Source organism: Mesorhizobium sp. LSJC280B00 (assembly GCF_000502835.1).
In the GTDB taxonomy this organism is placed as follows: Bacteria; Pseudomonadota; Alphaproteobacteria; order Rhizobiales; family Rhizobiaceae; genus Mesorhizobium.
On record NZ_AYVL01000014.1, the window covers coordinates 49965 to 66893 of the forward strand.

The window sequence follows — 16929 nt, forward strand, 5'->3', positions numbered from 1 at the left end:
AATCCATGAAGCAACTGCTGCTCCTGCGTCACGCCAAGTCGAGTTGGGACGATCCCGACCTCATCGACTTCGACCGGCCGCTGTCCGCGCGCGGGCTGAAGGCAGCACCACTGGTCGGGCGCGAACTGGCCCGGCGCGGCTGGCTGCCGGAGCTGGCGCTGGTGTCGCCGGCGCTGCGCACCCGCGACACGTGGCGGCTGGTCTCGGCGGAATTGCCGGCGAAGGTGCAGGCCAAATCTGCCCAGGCGCTTTACGAGGCAGCGGCGGCGGACATCCTCGCCAAGGTGCGGCAAGTGAAGGCGGGGACCGGAACGCTGCTGGTGCTTGGCCACAATCCCGGGTTGGAGGAGTTCGCGCGCGGTCTTGCCGGGGCTGGATCTGATGAAGCGGCGCTGAAAAAACTGGCGGAAAAATACCCCACCGCGGCCCTGGCTCGGTTCGACGTCGATGGCGATTGGGCCGGTCTCACCTTCGGCAGCGCCCGGCTGACGCACTGCATTTGGCCGAAGGATCTGCGTTAGGGATTTACCAACAGGCCCGGGGATCGCCGATCCTTTCGACCGACCGGGCTTTGCCCAAACAAAAACGGCGGGCCAAGCCCGCCGCTCTTCGTGCTCCGGGGTTTGAGGAACTATCGGCCCCAGTTGCCCCGGCCAGATTGGGGCACTACGGGTTGATCCGTGCCGAACCGGGTCGTCGCCTCGGTGTCGACGGCGTTGTGCTCGGTCGTCAGCGGCTTGCGGATGGAACCGGTAAACCCGCTGTCGATGGTGCCGACAGGCGCGTTGCCAACAGCCGCGGCCGGCTGGTTGACGCCGTCCGAACCATAGTGATCACTGCCTGCAAAGGCGCTGCCCGTGGCGACGAGGACGATGGTGGCGACGGTAAGAGCAATCTTGGTCATTTCAGGTACTCCAGTGTACTGGTCATTCGTGAGTTGTCGTTGCTTTCGACGCATTCGAGATGAGAGCGCTGTCCGCGCCGACGAATACGCACCCGGCTTTTCCGATGTGCACGTTGCTGGACGATTTCAGCAACCGAGATTGTGGCTACAGATGAAACCTGCAAATCAAAGTATTCGATTGGCGCAGGATGCTATTCGGCGCACACGCCCGTTGATACGCGAAAGCAAGAGTAGCGGGCCAAGCCCGCCGCTCTTTGTGGTGCGGGCCGTGATAATCAGCGGCCCCAGATGCCTTGGCCGGATTCAGGCGCCACCGACTCGGAGGTTATCTTGGCACCGGTATGCTCGGAAGTAACTGGCTTGCGGATCGAACCGGTGAAGGTGTTGTCGACGTTGGCAGCAGCAGCAGCGGCCGGCTGGTTGACGTTGTCCGAGCCATAATGGTCGCTGCCGGCAAAAGCAGTGCCGGTGGCAACGAGGATGGCGGCGGCGGCGGTAAGAGCGAGCTTGGTCATTTCGGGTACTCCGGTAGTTCTTTGGTCTGTCCGTCAAGTGGCGTGCCTCGGGAGGAATTCGCGTCGCTCGGACCACCCCGAGATGGGTCGGCAAGTCTGTCGTTTCCAATCACGAAAATTTTGTACGGGTGCGCCAAATTGGCCGCTTGAAATTCGACATGCAGCTCCTGGCGCCACAATGTTCTTATTTCTTTTCAACTAGTTATGCGGTCAGTGGTGATTTGCCGCGCGAACATTCTTTGAGCCGGCGTTCACCCTTTCCTGCACTCTCTGTCAACAGAACCGAACCGTTCGGTTCGAGTTTCTTTTACGTTTGGCTGATAAGCGCTTTCAGAAGCTCGATCGACATTCCTGCCGACGGATCAATGCGCCGTGAAATTCACGCTGCCAGCTCAGCGCCAGCGGCGTCGTGCTTGGGCCGCGCGCTGGCCAGAAGCACGACGGGGCAGTTGCAGGCGGCTAAAACAGCGCCGGCGGTTTCACCGAAGAACAGGTCCTCACCCGGACGTTGGGTGACGCCCATCACGACGATCGCCGCGCCTTTGGCCGCCTCCCGGGTGATCGCCTTGTCGGGTGTGACGCGGGTATGGAACGCTGTGTCGATATGCAGGCCGTAGCGGCCCGCCAGATCAGCGATGTCTTTCAGGACGGCCTCTTCGCGGCTATGCGACACGGATGTCAATCTTCGGCCCTTGGCTGCCGTTTGCGAGACGTAAAGTATCTTGACCCGCGCCCGGTTTGGACGGGCCAGCGCCAGCGCCAAGTCGGCGGCGCGACGCGCCACTTGGGTACCGTTGACGGGGACGAGAATGCTGGTGCCGGCCTTCAGAGTCGGCATCTTTTCGGCAGCATTGCCACCATTCAGGACCAGGCAAAGCGGGCCGTCAAATCCTCCGGCGATGTCGTTGAGGGCCGGCGCAAAGGCGCCATCGGCGGTCAGCACATTGTCAAGCCCGACCAGCAGCAGGCCGTATCCCTTGCGGGCCTCTTCGGCGATCGTCTCACCGGTGGCTTCCAATTCGGTGCGGGCCGTCAGGTGGACTTTGCCGACAAGCGTATCTTCAATCCGTTTCACCGCCCGGGCGCTTTTTTTTGCACCCTTCTTGATTTCCTTCAGGGTGCGCTCCTGTCCTTTGCTGTCGGTTGGCCTGTCCATTCGGCCGTCCTTCGGCTGAAGCAAGGTGGTGGGCATGCCGCTGCCTCCGCCGACCAGTCCGGCGAGATAGGCGGTGAACTTGCCGATCCTGCTGTCGTCGACCAGCACCAGCAGCCGCTCCAGCCTGGAAATGAAGCCGTATTCGTCCAACGCCTCGCGCTCGACCCGCTGCTGCTCATCGTGCCCAACCGGCAGCCGGCCGAGCGCCCAGCGCAGCATCGGCGGCATGGCCAGCGTGGTGATCACGGCCATGGTAACGATCATGGTGAAGAGATTGTGCGACAGGATGTTCATCGACAGGCCGATGCTGGCGACGATCACCTCGGTCGAGCCGCGCGCGTTCATGGCACTGCCGACGGCGATTGCTTCCTTGAACGACATGCCGGCGAGCTTGGCGCCGATGAACGCGCCGCCAAACTTGCCGATGCTGGCGATGACCACGAGAGCGCCCGTCAGCATGGCAAGGGTTGGATCGGCGAGCACGGTGAGATCGGCGGAAAGCCCCGCCATGCCGAAGAAGATCGGCATGAACAGCGCGGTGATGACGCCGCGAAGCTGGCCTTCGATATGGCTGGAGAGGATGGGCGATTCCCCGACAAGGATACCGGCGACGAACGCCCCCAGCACGGTATGGACGCCTATCATGTTGGTGATCAGCGCCATCACGCCCATGATGATGAGGATCATGGTGATCACCGCAAACTCGCTGCGGAATTGATCGTTGGTCCAGCGGATCAAGGTGAAGACAAGACGGCGGCCAATGGTGAAGGAGAACACCATGAACAGTGCCACGGCGGCGATGGTGGTCACCAGCGGTACGAGCTGCAGCCTGCCATTGGTGGCGATGCCGAAGGTTACGGCGATGACCAGCCAGCCGATCGTGTCCTCGATGATTGCCGAGGAAATAATCACCTGTCCGAGGTTGCGGCGCATGAAGTTCATCTCGCGCACCACCATGGCGACGATCTTGACCGACGAGATCGACAGCGCGGTGCCCAGGAACAGCCCGGCGACGGTACGTTGCGTGGGGTCAGCCAGCAATGCGTCCGGCAGGAACTGCGCCAGCGCGAAACCGCAGATGAAGGGCACCACGACGCCGGTAGCCGAAATGGAAAAACAGGCCGCGCCAACCCGGCGCACCAGCCGCAGGTCCGTCTCCATGCCGGTCAGCAAAAGCAGCATCAGGATGCCGAGCTGCGAGACGGCGTCGATCATGCCCTTTCGCGCAGGATCACTGGGAAAGATCAGGTGCTGGGCCGACGGCCACAGCCAGCCGAACAGCGAAGGACCGAGCAGGATGCCGCCGATCAGTTGGCCCATGATTGCCGGCTGGCCATAACGCTGCAGCACTTCGCCCAGGCCGCGCCCAACAAGCAGCAGAAGCACGATCTCGGCGACGAAAGCGCCTTCGCCCGAACCACCCATGCCGGAGGCCCGGGTACCGACAACGAGCGTCTCCGCTGCCCAGGCCGCGCCCGCGGGGACGAAAGCGCAAACCAGCAGTGTCAGGCTTGAACGTGTCGGAGCCTGCCAAGCCATGAAACCCCCATCGCCCAATGCACGTGTCCAACAACGCGCGACAGGGCGTTGCGTTGCTAGACGTGGACGTCACCGAAGGAGAGTTCGCCGTCGTCGCTCTCTGTCAGAAAGGCTGTCACCAGCAGGCCTGCATAGAGGACGGCGACCAGCACGACGATGGCGCCACCAGGAACGGGACCCAGGGCAGCACTGGCGACGGCCTCACGCATCGACCCGACGAAGCCGATGCGGACGCCTTCGGCCAGAAGACTGGGGGTCGACAGTTTGAGGATCCAGGCCAGCAGCAGAATCAGCAGCATGTAAATGTAATTGCGACGCAGGCGGCGCGCCAAAGCCACGCGTTGCGAAATCAGGAATTTCGGCGCGCGCAGGCTCTCGCCGACGATCAACAGCCAATCGGACGCGAAGTCCGGCTGCGGCGAGAATATCTGCGCGAAATAGTGCCGTTCGAACTGGCGCACGCGAGCCCGATAGAAGTCGAAGAAGCGATATCGGCGGGCCTCTATCCACAGCAGCAGCAGAACAAGCAGCATGGCAAACAGCAACACGCCATGGTGAGCGCTGGCTGTCGAAAGCGAAACGGACAGCATGGCTGCGACAACGGTTATCGCCCAGTTGCTCGTCCGGTCCAGGCGGTCACGCCACCCAGCCATGCGCGCAATCTCGGCGCGATGAAAGTGGGACATCGTGGTCACGAGTTCGCCGGACGACAGTGTCCTTCCGATGGGTTCCGGCGCCGGCAACACTTCTGCCATGACAATGCCTCCACCCGCCACGCGAAAACGGCCGGATGGAGATATCGTTCCGACGCTCAATCCGCCGGGCGCAGCCAGACCTTGTTGTCGTGGAAGGCGGCGCCGCCATAGGGCGCCGGCGCATCGGCGCCGGTCAGCACGTTGATGCCCTCGCCGCGCTCATGGGCGCTGTTCGGCCAGATGCCTTCGGCGACGACGACGCCGCGCTTGATGCCGTCGAACAGTTTTGCGTGCAGCACCACTTCGCCACGCTGGTTGCCGACCTCGATACGGCCACCGTCGGCGACGCCGAGTGCTGCCGCATCATCGGGATGCACGAGCAGCTCCGGCCGGCGCTCTTTTGCCTGCGACACCGGCGTTTCGGCAAAGGTCGAATTGAGGAAATTGCGCGCCGGCGAGGTGGTCAGCCGGAACGGGTGCGCCGCGTCCGCCACCTCGATCAGGTCGACGTGATCGGGCAATTCCGGCAGGCGCGCCACCGGCCCGAACAGGCCCATGCTTTTCGGTGGCCGGTTGGGCGACGCCTGGCCCGTCCAGTCGGCGCGAAAATGGAACTTCTTGTCGGCATGGCCGAAGCCGTCGAGGAAATGCGCCGCCTCGAAATCCGGCTGCAAATCGACCCATTTCTGCTCTTTCAGGCTCGAAAAGCTGCCCAGCCCGCGCTTGCCCAGGATGATATCGATATGCTGCTGCTCGGTCATGCCGAAGCCCGGACGATCGGCGACACCGAGCCTCTTGCCGAGCTCCTCGATGACGAAATGGTTGGTGCGCGGGCCTTCCGGCGGGTCGATCAGCTTCGGCCCGAGTGTGATGTGCTGGTTGCCGCCACCCTTGTAGACGTCGTCATGCTCGAGAAACATCGTCGCCGGCAGCACCACATCGGCGAGCTTGGCGGTGTCGGTCATGAACTGCTCGTGCACGCAGGAAAACAGATCGTCGCGCAGAAAACCTTGCTTCACCAGCCGCTGCTCCGGCGCGACATTCACCGGATTGGTGTTCTGGATCAGCAGCGCCGTCACCGGCGGGCCGCCATAGAGCGCATCCTCAGCCCCGGTCAGCACCGGGCCGATGCGCGAATGATCGAGATGACGGATCGCGGGGTCGCGCATCCGCGTGCCTTCGAGCAGTTCCTGGTTGAGCTTGAAGATGCCCGAATTGGTATGGAAGGCGCCGCCTCCCTCATACTGCCAGCAGCCGGTGACCGCCGCGATCGAGGCTGCGGCATGCATGTTGACCGAACCGTTGCGCTGCCGCGAAAAACCGTAGCCGAGGCGGAAATAGGTCTTCTTCGTCGTGCCGACGAGCCGGGCGAAGGTCTCGATTTCGTCGACGGAAAGCCCGGTGATATCAGCGGCCCATTGCGGCGTCCGCGTCTTAAGATGCGCTTCCAGACCGTGCGGATCGTCGGTGTATTTTTCCAGATAGGCGCGGTCGGCCATGCCGTCACGGAACAGCACATGCATGACCGCGCAGGCCAGCGCGCCGTCGGTGCCGGGCTTCAGCACCAGGCCGAGATCGGCCTGCTTCATCGTTGCATTTTCGTAGACGTCGATGACGACGATCTTGGCGCCGCGTTCCTTGCGCGCCTTGATGGCGTGGGTCATGACGTTGACCTGCGTGACCACGGCGTTGGTGCCCCAGATCACCACGCAGTCGGACTTCGCCATTTCGCGCGGGTCGGGGCCGCGCAGCGCGCCGGCGCCCATCATCCAGCCGGTCCAGGCCAGATTGGTGCAGATCGAACCGAAGAAGCCGGAGTATTTTTTGGCGTGCCTGAGCCGCTCGATGCCGTCGCGCTGCACCAGCCCCATCGTGCCGGCATAATAATAGGGCCAGACCGTCTCCGAGCCATATTTTGCCTCGGCGGCTATGAACCTTTCGGCGACGAGGTCGAGCGCCGCCTCCCAGCTGGATTCCTTCCAGGCGCCCTCGCCCTTGCCGCCGGCTCGGATCAGCGGCTTCAGCAGTCGGTCGGGGTGATGGACGCGATCGGCGTAACGGGCGACCTTGGCGCAGATGACGCCGGCCGTATAGCTGTTGGCCTTGGCGCCATGGACACGGCCGATGCGCTTTTCATCGAGCAGTTCGACCTCGAGCGCGCAGGTCGACGGACAATCATGCGGACAGGCCGAATGGCCGATTTTGAGCTTGGCATGCTGATTCATGGGGTCAAACTAGCTGCTTTGGACAACCAGGTGTAGGGCCAGATGACGAGCCAATCTCCCCCCAAGTGGGGGAGATGTCCGGCAGGACAGAGGGGGGGCGTGAAGGATCGCAACGTCGTCGGTGTGACTCGCTCTTGATCAAACTCCAACGACCGGCGGCTCCAAATGGCTGTCAGGCTGGCGGGAACCCACGAGCGGGGAGATTACGCTCTTCCTACTCCGCCGTGCCTTCCTCGTACTCCGCCGACATCGACAGCCATTTTTCCTCATGGCCGGCCAGCTGTTGCGCAAGTTGTGAGCGCTCCTTGGCCAGCCTTGTCGCGGTCGAGGGGTCCTTTTCGTAGACGGCCGGGTTGGCGAGTTCGTCCTCGATCAGGTCGATGCGCTTGCGGAGGCGGTCCATCAGCGCTTCGGTGGCGCGGATTTCCTTGGCCAGCGGCTCGAAGGCGGCGCGGCGCGCGGCCGCATCGCGGCGGCGGTCGGCCTTCGAGGCTTTGTCCGCCTCGCGCTTGCCGCGGCGGTCGCCGGAGACGCCGGTGACCAGCGTCTTGTAATCCTCGAGATCGCCGTCATACGGATTAACCGCGCCGTCCTTGACCAGCCACAGCCGGTCGGCGGTCGCTTCGAGCAGATGGCGGTCGTGCGAGATCAGGATGACCGCGCCGGGAAAATCGTTCAGCGCATGGATCAGCGATTCACGGCTGTCGATATCAAGATGGTTGGTCGGCTCGTCGAGGATGAACAGGTTCGGCCCCTCGAAGGCCGACAGGCCCATCAGGAGCCGCGCCTTTTCGCCGCCAGACAGATCCTTGGCGGCGGTATTCATCTTTTCGGTGGTCAGGCCGAACTGGGCGACGCGGCCGCGCACCTTGGATTCCGGCGCCTCCGGCATCAGCCGGCGGACATGCTCATAGGCGTTTTCGTCGGGCCTGAGGTCGTCGAGCTGGTGCTGGGCGAAGATTGCTACCTTCAGCCCGGGCGCCACCGTCATGCTGCCGGTCTCCGGCTTCAGCCGGCTGGCCAAAAGCTTGGCGAAAGTCGACTTGCCGTTGCCGTTGGCGCCGAGCAGCGCGATGCGATCGTCGGCATCGATGCGCAGCGTCATCTTCTTCAGGATCGGCTCGCCCTCGGTGTAGCCGACGTTGACGTTGTTCAGCGCAATGATCGGCGAGGCCACCGACTTCACCGGCTCCGGAAAGGAGAACGGCCGCACCGCGTCGTTCACGATCGCGGCGATCGGCTTCATCTTCTCCAATGCCTTGATGCGCGACTGCGCCTGCCTCGCCTTCGACGCCTTGGCGCGGAAGCGCTCGACGAAGGATTCCATGTGCTTGCGCGCGGCTTCCTGCTTGACGCGGCCCTTCTCCTGCAATTCGCGCTGCTCGGTGTATTGACGCTCGAACTGGTCGTAGCCGCCGCGCCAGAAGGTCAGCTTCTTCTGGTCGAGATGGACGATCGAGTTGACGGCGCGGTTGAGCAGGTCGCGATCGTGCGAAATCAGCAGCACGGTGTGCGGGTATTTCGATACGTAGTTTTCCAGCCACAGCGTGCCTTCGAGATCGAGATAATTGGTCGGCTCGTCGAGCAGCAGCAGATCGGGCTCGGCAAACAACACGGCGGCCAGCGCGACGCGCATGCGCCAGCCGCCGGAGAAGGACGAGGCCGGGCGCCGTTGTGCGGCGTCGTCGAAGCCGAGGCCGGCGAGAATGGTGGCCGCGCGTGACTCGGCCGAGTGCGCATCGATATCGGCCAGCCGCATGTGGATGTCGGCGATGCGGTGCGGATCGGTCGCCGTCTTTTCCTCTTCGAGCAGCGCACTCCGTTCAAGATCGGCCTTGAGCACGATCTCGATCAGCGGCTCCTCGGTGCCCGGCGCTTCCTGCGCCACCTGACCGATGCGCGTGTTCTTGGGCAGGCTGATCGAGCCGGTTTCGGAGGCGAGATCGCCGGTGATCGCCTTGAACAAGGTCGTCTTGCCGGTGCCGTTGCGGCCGACAAGGCCAGCCTTGCTGCCGGCCGGCAAGGTCAGTGAGGCATGGTCGAGAAGCAGGCGTCCGGCCATGCGGAGCGAAAGGTCGTTGATGATCAGCATGGCCGGGCTTTTGCACGGGACAACCATGCTTCGCAAGGGCTTGAGCCCCGGTTCGCCGCATAAGGCGCGAAAACCGGCAAGCAAGTCAGCCCGCCGCGCCGCGACTTCCCGCAAAACGCAAAAAGAACCCGCTATCCTGAGGGGGGACAAGGAGAGCGGGCTCTTTCGTGAACGGCGGCCTTGGGAGCGTCCGATCGACATCCAAACACGCAGGAGCCCGGTTTGTTCCTTGGGAAGAACGAACTATGTGATGAACAAATGCTGCTGTGGCCGGCAGGTTTGTCCACAGGGGCGTGCCGTCTGTACGCTATCGACCATGACGCTGCGGAAAGACTCGGCTATCCTTGGATGTGCGGCGGGCCTGATCTCCGCCTGGCCGGCGCCATCAGCTTCCTCCCAAGCGGCGCCGGCCACCTTCCTTGACCGGCGCCGACGCCATTTGAGGCGGTCATTGTTTCGGCGGCGTGCCGGGCTGATCGCCGCCGGTCGTCGACTTCGGCACCGGATTCTTGTCGACCTGCGGGTTCTGATCGACCGTGTCGCCAGGGGCCTTGGTCGGCTGGATATTGTTGTCGCAACCCGCAACAGTCAGAGCTGCCATAAGCAGCAGGATTGAGCGCTTTTTCATCGCAGTCTCCTCTCGCCCGACAACGAGGCGTCGGCGATTTGGTTGCGCGGCCGGTGTCGTTCCCGCATTCGCCAAGGGGCCTGGGAACAAAATGCCGCGTCTCCGGTTGCTGCACAATCAATGGAGGAAGGCATGATCCGTCTGCTCATCGCCGGGGCAATCGTCTATGTTGCCTATCGCGTCGCCAAGAAAGTGATCGACGAGGTGCCCGACGATTTTGATCCGCTGCTGTTGCCACCGCCACAGGACGATCGCGAGGCGCTGCGGCGGCAATCGGCAAGGATGGGCGTCGAGCCCGAGCGTTAGTCGACAGGCCTGCCCGCAAGGCTTCTTCGCTCACGAGCCCTATTCCGGCTCCGCAAACGTTGCGAACAAAGCAGAAACGATGCTTGATGGGCGATGAACCTCGCCGCCCGTGATTCGTCCTTCCAGCCGGCCTATCTGGCGAAGCTCAACGCCGAGCAGAGGCTTGCCGTCGAACATGGCGACGGCAAGATCGCCGGGCCGTTGCTGGTGATTGCCGGCGCCGGCTCCGGCAAGACCAACACGCTGGCGCACCGGGTCGCGCATCTGATCGTCAGGGGTGCCGACCCGCGCCGCATCCTTTTGATGACATTTTCACGCCGTGCCGCAGCGGAAATGGCCAAGCGGGTCGAGCGCATCGCCGGCGAGGTGCTGGGGCGCGATGCCTCGGTGATTACCGATGCGCTGAGCTGGGCCGGCACGTTCCACGGCATCGGCGCCAGGCTGCTGCGCGATTATGCGCTGGAGATCGGTCTCGATCCGGCCTTCACCATCCACGATCGCGAGGATTCCGCCGACCTGATGAACCTCGCCCGCCACGAGCTTGGGTTTTCGAAGACCGAAGCCCGCTTCCCGACCAAGGGCACCTGCCTTGCGATCTATTCGCGCGCCGTCAACGCACAGGCGCCGCTCGGCGAGGTGCTGGGTTCGGTGTTCCCGTGGTGCGCCGGCTGGGCCGAACAGCTGAAGCAATTGTTCGCCCGATATGTCGAGGCCAAGCAGGGGCAGAACGTGCTCGATTACGACGACCTGCTGCTCTACTGGGCGCAGATGGCCGGCGAGCCGGAAATCGCCGCGCATCTGGGTGCACGTTTCGACCATGTGCTGGTCGATGAATACCAGGACACCAACCGGCTGCAGGCCTCGATCCTGACGGCGCTCAAGCCCGACGGATCGGGGCTGACGGTGGTCGGCGACGACGCGCAGTCGATCTATTCGTTCCGCGCCGCGGAAGTGCGCAATATCCTGGATTTTCCGAAGCAGTTCGCGCAGCCGGCGGAAGTCGTCATGCTGGAGCGCAACTACCGCTCGACCGAGACCATCCTGGCGGCCGCCAATGCGGTGATCGGCGAAGCTTCGGAGCGTTTCACCAAAAATCTCTGGACCGAGCGCAAATCGGCGGAAAAGCCGAAGCTGGTGAGCGTGCGCGACGAGACCGAGCAGGCGAGCTATGTCTGCCAGGCGATACTCACCGAACGCGAAGCCGGCACCGTTCTCAAAGCACAGGCGGTGCTGTTTCGCGCCTCCCACCATAGCGGCCCGCTGGAGATCGAGCTGACGCGCCGCAACATCCCCTTCGTCAAGTTCGGCGGGCTGAAATTTCTCGATGCAGCTCACGTCAAGGACTTGCTGGCCGTGCTGCGCTTTGCCGAAAACCCGCGCGACCGCGTCGCCGGCTTTCGCGTGCTGCAACTTCTGCCGGGCATCGGCCCTTCGGCCGCCAATGCGATCGTCGAGACCATGGCAAATTCGCTCGACGAGACGATGGGGCTTGCCCGCTATCGGCCGCCGCAGCGGGCCGCCGACGACTGGCCGGGCTTTGTCGCGCTCTATAGCGGCCTGCGCGCCGGCGCGCAAAAATGGCCGGCCGACATCGAACAGGTCAGGCTCTGGTACGAGCCGCATCTGGAACGTATCCACGAGGATGCAACGACGCGCCGGGCCGATCTCCTGCAGCTCGAGCAGATCGCTTCCGGCTATGCGTCGCGCGAGCGCTTCCTCACCGAGCTGACACTCGATCCGCCGGACGCGACCAGCGACGAGGCCGGCCCGCCGCACCGCGACGAGGATTATCTGATCCTGTCGACGATCCATTCGGCCAAGGGCCAGGAGTGGAAGAACGTCTTCGTGCTCAACACCGTCGACGGCTGCATCCCGATCGATCTCGGCGTCGGCAGCAAGGAGGACGTCGACGAGGAGCGGCGGCTGCTCTACGTGGCGATGACGCGGGCCAAGGACAGCCTGCACCTGGTCATGCCGCATCGCTTTTTCGTCCACGGGCAGGCGGCGCGCGGCGACCGCCATGTCTATGCCTCGCGCACGCGCTTCATCCCGCGCTCTATCCTCGGCGCCTTCGAGCAGGTGGCATGGGCCAGCGTCCAGGCCAGAGACGATCCGCGCCGCCAGCCGCAGGTGCGTGTCGACCTCGGCGCCCGCATGCGCGGCATGTGGAAATAGGCATCCGCCTCGACGTCGGCGCTGCTCGCCCGGCGACCGCTCCCGGAGCCGGCGAAAAAACAATCCCGGCAACATGGAACCTCGCGCCGTGATCCGCGTTTCTGCCCGACCCCCAGACCGGAGAACGGCGTCCGCCGTGACCTCCGCCCATTCGAGAGGCCAGTATGCACGACAGGACGTTTTCCACCCCGGTCGCCCTAACTGTTGGCGCCGGCTACAAGCGTACGATCGCTTCGTTCTCCGAGATGCACGAATTCCTGACCGAGTTCCCGCCTTCGCGCCGCCGGCTGAGCTATGGCGCCGCGGTAAAGGCCTGCGAGGCGGCACGTGCCGGCGATATCTCGGCCGAAGCGGCACGCGACGCCCTGATCACCTTCGCCGTGACGGCAGGCATCCTCTGGCCGGCCGCCCAGCCGGCAGTCTCGGTCAAGCCGGTCGCCCGGGGCCTCGGCGGCTACGCCGCCTGACAAGACTCTTCGTCATCATGGCCGGCCGGATTCCGGTCATCAGTGCTGGCCCGGCGGATCCTAAATCAGCTGCCTTCTGATGCTCATCCGGGTGACCGCGGTCACAAGAATGGCGCCGATCATGAAATAGATGGTCGCGACAATGTCGCCCTGGTGGAAATAATAACCGGAGTTGAGAAGCGCCAGGACCACGGCGAAAAACGCCACAAGGCGCAAGGGTTCATTGGGCATGCGTGCCAATTCTCGCTGTTGCTGCTGAATGCTGCTGAAGCGGCCGCCCTCACGACCGTGCGCTCCATAAAATGTTTTGGCGCGTTTTGCAATCTCGGCAGATCGTCCTCTATCCACCGTCCGCTTCACCAGCCGCCCCAGGTTCAGGCGAAAGCCCTGCCCTCCTCGCTGCGCTGGAACATCGTCAGGTCCAGTCCGAGGCTTGGCTTGCCCAGAATGGTCAGGATCGCATGCGCCTGGCCGCGGTGGTGGGTCTGGTGGTTGAAGAAGTGGTCGAGCGCCGGCGCCCGCCGCTGCGAGACGGTGCGCATATCCGAGACGGTCATGTAGGAGAAGCGGCCCGACAGCGCCTTGTCGCTCAGGCCGTCGACCCAGTCGATGATCCGTTTGTCCTCGGCCTCGCGCGCCAGCCGCAAGCCTGGCAAGGCGCGGTGCAGGATCGTGTCGAGCCTTGCCGGCGCGTCGCCCTCGCCGGTGAAGCGTTTCATCCAGATACGGTCGGCTGCCAGGAGGTGGTTGAGCGTTCCCATCATCGAACCGAAGAAGACGCCGATATTGCGGTCGAACTCTTCCTCATCGAGATCGGCGGCGGCATCGTAGATGCGGCCGTTGGCCCATTGATTGTAGGCCGCAAACATCCTGAAATGCTGTTTCATTCTTCTCTCGACCTGCGAGACCCTGTTTCGCGCGGGTCTGTTTCGGCCATAGTTAGACTGCAAGGACGCTGCCGCCAATGACCATTCTGCTCTACGACCTTGTCGGACGCGACGCCGCCCGCCCGTTCAGCCCACATTGCTGGAAGGCGGCGATGGCGCTGGCTCACAAAGGGCTCGACATCACCAGCGTGCCAACCCGTTTCCTCGAAGTGCCGAAGGTGGAAGGCGGCGTCGCGAAGCTCATTCCGGTGATCCGCGACGGCGAGACGGTGGTCGCCGATTCCTTCGCTATCGCGCTCTATCTCGAGGAGGCCTATCCCGAGCGGCCGACATTGTTTTCCGGCGACGGCGGCAAGGCGACGGCGCGCTTCATCGAACGCTGGTCGCAGCTGACCATCCATCCCTACGTCACCACCGCTGCGATACTGGACCTGCACGCCATGCAGGACGAGGCAAACGCCGCCTATTTCCGGCAGAACCGCGAGCAGCGCTTCGGCAAGCGCCTGGAGGCGGTTTACGCCACCCGCGACGCCGGGCTCGCCGGCTTCCGCGCCTCGCTGGAGCCGCTCCGCTCGATGCTTGGCTATCAGCCCTTCATCGGGGGCCCATCGCCGCTATTTGCCGATTACATCGTTTTCGGCGCGCTGCAATGGGCGCGCATCGCCACGCCCTACCGGCTGCTCGACGACACCGATGTCGTGGCGCAATGGTTCGAACGATGCCTCGATCTGCATGGCGGCTTCGGCCGCACGGTCGCGGCGGCAGCGATCTCCCGCCTTGAGGCAGGGCAATCGCATTTGGATTCTTAACGAAGATGGACCCCCACCCTAACCCTTACCCTAACCCTCCCCACAAGGGGGAGGGAACGCTGCCGCACGCCCTTACTTCCCCTTTTTGCGCCGAAAGGCAGGCAATTTGCCGAGGTCAGTGCCAACGGAAGTCTCCCTCCCCCTTGTGGGGAGGGGTTAGGGGTGGGGGTACATCGTAGGGCGAAAGCCTCGGCTTTCCACCTGCGATAGCCTGCCCCTTGAGGGGTGAAATCGGCAGTTTTCATCGGAGGCGCCACATTTTGTTCTTGCTTTGTGCCGGCAGCTATGCTACTAAACTCGATATGGTGATGATTCGCACCGACGCCCCGCCCGGCCTGCCGAGCCGGGTTTTGTTTTGCCGATCGAGGTCCACGGCGTTGCCGGCAGGGACATCGTCCGGCCTTAGCTGAAAGTTGCCAGCCGGCGAAATGCGACAATGCGGGTAGACGAATTGTCGCTCGAAGCGCCTCATCAGCGCCTGGATCGAAGCAAACAAGACGAACATCCGGCGAACCGGGCAATCACAACAAAGGCAGCGCGCCATGACCGCAAACCCAGATTTCCCGGCCGATTTTCGCGCTGCGCTCGCCAACCTCTTCCTGTGGCGGCGCGACGTCAGGCGATTCAAGCCGACGCCGCTCCCCGATGGAGCGCTGGAGCGGCTGCTCGAGCTTGCCAGCGCCGCACCGTCCGTCGGGCTGAGCCAGCCCTGGCGCTTCGTCGTCGCCGAGAGCGAAGCATGCCGCGCCGCCGTCAGGGCCTGCTTCGAGCGCTGCAACGCGGAGGCACTCCAAAGCTTTTGCGGTGAACGCGCCGCCCTGTATTCGCGCCTGAAGCTTGCCGGCCTGAATGAGGCGCCCTGCCAGCTTGCGGTTTTCGCCGACCGCGCAACCGAGCAAGGGCATGGGCTTGGCCGCCTGACCATGCCAGCCACCATAGACTATTCCGCTGTCATGGCGGTCCACACGATGTGGCTGGCGGCGCGCGCCGAAGGAATAGGCATGGGCTGGGTCTCGATCCTCGATCCGGCTGAGATGGCGACGATCCTGGACGTGGCGCCGGAGTGGACGCTGATCGGTTATTTCTGCGTCGGCTATCCCTCGGAGGAACACAGCGTGCCGGAACTGGAACGGGAAGGCTGGGAGGTCCGGCGCGCTTCGATCGTGATAAGGCGGTAGTACAACGGCGGCGCTGCCATCCTCTTTGCGCTCCTCCCTTGCAGGGCAGAATGGATATTCTGGATGATTTCGCCGATCGTCAGCATCGCCAACAAGAGACCGTGGCAAGGCCAGTCGCGACGGCCTTGATCTGAGGAAGGGCATTGAATGTTTCGCTGCGACGTGCAGGCCGAGATCTGGGTCTATCCGGGCAAGGGCGGCTGGCATTTCGTGACGCTGCCGCCGGAGCCTGGAGCATGGATCAAGACGGCGATGACGGGGCTGGCACGGCCCTGGGGCTCGCTCGGCGTGGAAGCCGTCATCGGCCAGACCAGATGGCGGACATCGCTGTTTCCCGACAAGAAATCCGGCAGCCTGCTCTTGCCGATCAAGACCGCGGTGCGGGTCCGCGAAGGCCTCGGGGCTGGCGACACGGCCAACCTGACGATCGAGATGCAGTTATGACGACGTTGGGTCAGGCTGACGACGACGCGCTATAGGGCGGCCAGTCGGTCGGATCCAAAGTGGGTACCGGTTGTCGGAAAATCCGATGCTCAGCAAAAAGATGAGCGGCGGCATGGTTCGACTTGAAAGTCCGCCGCCCCAGCGCAGAAATGCGCGCCGGGCCGGCCTCCCCTTGGCAAGGCGGCGGGCGGCTTGTATAGAGCCCGCCACCTTCAATTCCACTCTCCATCACAAGGACGATCCCATGGCGCTCGAACGCACCTTTTCCATGATCAAGCCGGACGCGACCCGTCGCAATCTCACCGGCGCTATCACCAAGATACTGGAAGATGCCGGCCTGCGCGTCGTCGCTTCGCGCCGGGTGTGGATGAGCCGCCGTGAGGCGGAAGGTTTCTATGCCGTCCACAAGGAGCGTCCGTTCTTCGGCGAGCTGGTCGAATCCATGTCGTCGGGCCCGACAGTCGTGCAGGTACTGGAAGGCGAGAACGCCATTGCCAAGAACCGCGAAGTGATGGGCGCCACCAATCCGGCAAGCGCCGCCGAAGGCACCATCCGCAAGCTGCACGCGCTGTCGATCGGCGAGAATTCCGTGCATGGTTCCGATGCGCCGGAAACCGCCGCGCAGGAGATCAAATACTGGTTCTCGGACACCGAGATCGTCGGCTGAGCCGGCATCTCGAACCCCATCAAAGAGGCCGGCGCAACGCCGGCCTTTTTTGCTAAAGCGCGTCGCGTTCGACCGGCCTCTTGCGACGCGCTTTAGGTTTCTTGTCTTGATGCATGTCGTTATCGCAAAACCGCTGCACACTTTTGCGCGACATGCAGTAGCGGACATTTTCAGCTTCAGGCTCCTCGACGGGTCACGGGTGCGTTAAGCTCGGAGGGGCGGATCAAACGCGGTCCCGACAA

Annotated in this window: 17 protein-coding genes; 8 read left to right on the forward strand and 9 right to left on the reverse strand. The window is 63.6% G+C overall.

Annotated elements, in window-relative coordinates:
* Positions 1-5: 5 nt before the first annotated feature.
* Complete coding sequence (locus tag X773_RS58550) at positions 6-521, forward strand: histidine phosphatase family protein (RefSeq protein WP_023677652.1); 516 nt, start codon at positions 6-8, stop codon at positions 519-521.
* A gap of 110 nt (positions 522-631) precedes the next feature.
* Here X773_RS58550 and X773_RS58555 read toward each other — a convergent pair whose 3' ends face one another.
* The 7 genes from X773_RS58555 to X773_RS58585 all read right to left on the reverse strand — a co-directional run bounded on the left by X773_RS58555 (position 632) and on the right by X773_RS58585 (position 9754).
* Entirely contained in the window at positions 632-904 is a 273-nt protein-coding gene (locus X773_RS58555; RefSeq protein ID WP_023677653.1) for a DUF680 domain-containing protein, read from the reverse strand.
* A gap of 275 nt (positions 905-1179) precedes the next feature.
* The gene (locus tag X773_RS58560; RefSeq protein WP_023677654.1) at positions 1180-1419 is read right to left on the reverse strand and encodes a DUF680 domain-containing protein; all 240 of its coding nucleotides are present in this window, start codon (positions 1417-1419) and stop codon (positions 1180-1182) included.
* Between the two features lie 379 nt (positions 1420-1798).
* A complete protein-coding gene (locus X773_RS58565) occupies positions 1799-4114 on the reverse strand; it encodes a cation:proton antiporter (RefSeq protein WP_023677655.1) in 2316 nt (771 codons plus the stop codon).
* A gap of 56 nt (positions 4115-4170) precedes the next feature.
* Positions 4171-4869, reverse strand: coding sequence for a DUF2270 domain-containing protein (locus X773_RS58570; RefSeq protein ID WP_023677656.1), 699 nt, complete (start codon positions 4867-4869; stop codon positions 4171-4173).
* A 56-nt stretch (positions 4870-4925) separates the two neighbouring features.
* The gene (locus tag X773_RS58575) at positions 4926-7034 is read right to left on the reverse strand and encodes a molybdopterin oxidoreductase family protein (protein ID WP_023677657.1); all 2109 of its coding nucleotides are present in this window, start codon (positions 7032-7034) and stop codon (positions 4926-4928) included.
* A 214-nt stretch (positions 7035-7248) separates the two neighbouring features.
* A complete protein-coding gene (locus tag X773_RS58580; RefSeq protein ID WP_023677658.1) occupies positions 7249-9126 on the reverse strand; it encodes an ABC-F family ATP-binding cassette domain-containing protein in 1878 nt (625 codons plus the stop codon).
* A 448-nt stretch (positions 9127-9574) separates the two neighbouring features.
* Positions 9575-9754 carry a hypothetical protein gene (locus X773_RS58585; protein WP_023677659.1) on the reverse strand — a complete coding sequence of 60 codons (180 nt, stop codon included), beginning with the start codon at positions 9752-9754 and terminating at the stop codon, positions 9575-9577.
* A gap of 132 nt (positions 9755-9886) precedes the next feature.
* Here X773_RS58585 and X773_RS77380 point away from each other — a divergent pair, with 132 nt between their 5' ends.
* The 3 genes from X773_RS77380 (at position 9887) to X773_RS58600 (ending at position 12702) form a co-directional block, all read left to right on the forward strand.
* Entirely contained in the window at positions 9887-10060 is a 174-nt protein-coding gene (locus tag X773_RS77380) for a hypothetical protein (protein WP_023677660.1), read from the forward strand.
* 93 nt (positions 10061-10153) lie between these two features.
* Positions 10154-12235 carry an ATP-dependent helicase gene (locus tag X773_RS58595; protein ID WP_023677661.1) on the forward strand — a complete coding sequence of 694 codons (2082 nt, stop codon included), beginning with the start codon at positions 10154-10156 and terminating at the stop codon, positions 12233-12235.
* Positions 12236-12399: 164 nt separating this feature from the next.
* Positions 12400-12702, forward strand: coding sequence for a DUF982 domain-containing protein (locus tag X773_RS58600; protein WP_023677662.1), 303 nt, complete (start codon positions 12400-12402; stop codon positions 12700-12702).
* Between the two features lie 60 nt (positions 12703-12762).
* Here X773_RS58600 and X773_RS76460 read toward each other — a convergent pair whose 3' ends face one another.
* Positions 12763-13062 carry a hypothetical protein gene (locus X773_RS76460; protein ID WP_156937369.1) on the reverse strand — a complete coding sequence of 100 codons (300 nt, stop codon included), beginning with the start codon at positions 13060-13062 and terminating at the stop codon, positions 12763-12765.
* Positions 13063-13076: 14 nt separating this feature from the next.
* Positions 13077-13589: a DinB family protein gene (locus X773_RS58605; RefSeq protein WP_023677664.1), complete on the reverse strand. Its 513-nt coding sequence runs from the start codon at positions 13587-13589 to the stop codon at positions 13077-13079.
* A gap of 77 nt (positions 13590-13666) precedes the next feature.
* Between X773_RS58605 and X773_RS58610 the strand changes: the two genes are divergently transcribed.
* The 4 genes from X773_RS58610 (at position 13667) to ndk (ending at position 16687) form a co-directional block, all read left to right on the forward strand.
* A complete protein-coding gene (locus tag X773_RS58610; RefSeq protein WP_023677665.1) occupies positions 13667-14398 on the forward strand; it encodes a glutathione S-transferase family protein in 732 nt (243 codons plus the stop codon).
* Between the two features lie 542 nt (positions 14399-14940).
* Positions 14941-15576, forward strand: a complete 636-nt coding sequence (gene bluB / locus X773_RS58620; RefSeq protein WP_023677667.1) for a 5,6-dimethylbenzimidazole synthase — start codon at positions 14941-14943, stop codon at positions 15574-15576.
* 147 nt (positions 15577-15723) lie between these two features.
* Positions 15724-16020 (forward strand): DUF1905 domain-containing protein, encoded by a 297-nt coding sequence (locus X773_RS58625; protein WP_023677668.1) that lies wholly within the window; start codon positions 15724-15726, stop codon positions 16018-16020.
* A gap of 244 nt (positions 16021-16264) precedes the next feature.
* On the forward strand, positions 16265-16687 hold the full coding sequence (ndk, locus tag X773_RS58630; RefSeq protein ID WP_023677669.1) for a nucleoside-diphosphate kinase: 423 nt from the start codon (positions 16265-16267) through the stop codon (positions 16685-16687).
* Positions 16688-16929: the final 242 nt, after the last annotated feature.